This is a genomic window from Dyella silvatica (genome assembly GCF_026283955.1).
Classification (GTDB): Bacteria; Pseudomonadota; Gammaproteobacteria; order Xanthomonadales; family Rhodanobacteraceae; genus Dyella_C; species Dyella_C silvatica.
The window spans coordinates 1-1,358 of record NZ_JAPDPE010000228.1 but is presented as its reverse complement, the minus strand read 5'-3'; the positions used below and the strand labels follow the sequence as shown (position 1 = coordinate 1,358).

Here is a 1,358-nt window from a genome sequence, read left to right as displayed (position 1 = left end):
CATAGGCGGCAATGCGCTGCGACTGGAACAGCGGCGGTGCGTCGGCGAGCAGGCCAAAAGCAGTCAACGTGGCGAGAATGCTGGCGGCCGAGCCGGGCTGTTCGCGCGGCGGGTCGATGTCTTCTACCCGGATCAGCCATTGGCCGCCGGCGTGCCGCGCGCACAGCCAGCTGCCCACCGCGGCTACCAGGGAACCGAAATGCAGATGGCCGGTCGGAGAGGGGGCGAAACGTCCGCGGTAGTTCATCCGGGCATTTTACGGATAGACGCCGGGTTTTCCGTAGCGGTCGTTGCGCAAGTGGGTTGAGATCGCGGCAGCCCGGCCGGCCGGTTTTGCGCCCTGAAGGCGGGCGTTCAATAAGTAAACCAGCCCTTGAAACTGCGGTCGGCAACCACGATTCTCCTACAGCGGCTATGGCCGCATCCCTTTTCGTGACTGCCCGAGAGACAGCCATGCGCCGCATCGCATTATTTCTGCTTACCAATATTGCCGTCCTGTTTTTGCTGAGCATCGTCTGCCATTTGTTTGGCATCGATCAAATGGCCGCTGCGCGCGGCTATGGCGGCATGACGGGGTTGCTTCTTTACGCCGCTGTCTTCGGCATGGGGGGCGCGTTTATCTCGCTGGCCATGTCCAAGTGGATGGCCAAGATGTCCACTGGCGCCAAGGTCATCGATCAGCCGCAAAACGAGGGCGAGCGCTGGTTGCTGGAAACCGTACAGCGGCATGCCCAGAACGCCGGCATCGGCATGCCGGAGGTGGCGATCTACGATGCCCCCGAAATGAATGCCTTCGCTACCGGCATGAGCAAGAACAGTTCCCTGGTCGCGGTCAGCACCGGTTTGCTGCAACAAATGGATCGGGAGCAGGTTTCCGCCGTGCTCGGTCATGAGATCGGCCATGTCGCCAATGGCGACATGGTGACGCTGACCTTGATCCAGGGCGTGGTCAATACGCTGGTCATCGTTGCCGCACGCGTGGTTGGCCGGCTGGTCGATAGCTGGCTTTCCGGCGGTCGCGACAGCAATCGCGGTGGCGGTATCGGTTATTTCATCTCGGTGATGGTGTTGCAGCTGATATTCGGCTTGTTCGCCTCGATGATCGTGATGGCGTTTTCACGCTGGCGCGAGTTTCACGCCGATGCTGCCGGCGCCAAGCTGGCGGGTCGTGGCGCGATGATCTCGGCATTGCAGCGGCTGCAGGCCAATCACGGCGAAAGCACCTTGCCGCAGACCATGGCTGCGTTCGGTATTTCCGGCCATCTGGCGACAGGCTTCAAGCGCTTGTTCATGAGCCATCCGCCGCTGGAAGAGCGCATCGCCGCGCTGCAAAACGCATCACCGCATGTCTAAGTTTT

The 1,358-nt window shown here is 61.4% G+C and carries 2 protein-coding genes; one reads left to right on the top strand and one right to left on the bottom strand.

Annotated elements, in window-relative coordinates:
• A partial coding sequence (locus tag OUZ52_RS22805; protein ID WP_266160903.1) for a glutamate--tRNA ligase family protein occupies positions 1-247 on the bottom strand: 247 nt, incomplete at its 3' end.
• Positions 248-453: 206 nt separating this feature from the next.
• Between OUZ52_RS22805 and htpX the strand changes: the two genes are divergently transcribed.
• Positions 454-1,353: a protease HtpX gene (gene htpX, locus OUZ52_RS22800; RefSeq protein WP_266160902.1), complete on the top strand. Its 900-nt coding sequence runs from the start codon at positions 454-456 to the stop codon at positions 1,351-1,353.
• Positions 1,354-1,358: the final 5 nt, after the last annotated feature.

Bases quoted from the DNA above. Each gene is read 5' to 3' on its own strand.
- htpX (WP_266160902.1), top strand. From the start codon at position 454: ATGCGCCGCATCGCATTATTTCTGCTTACCAATATTGCCGTCCTGTTT.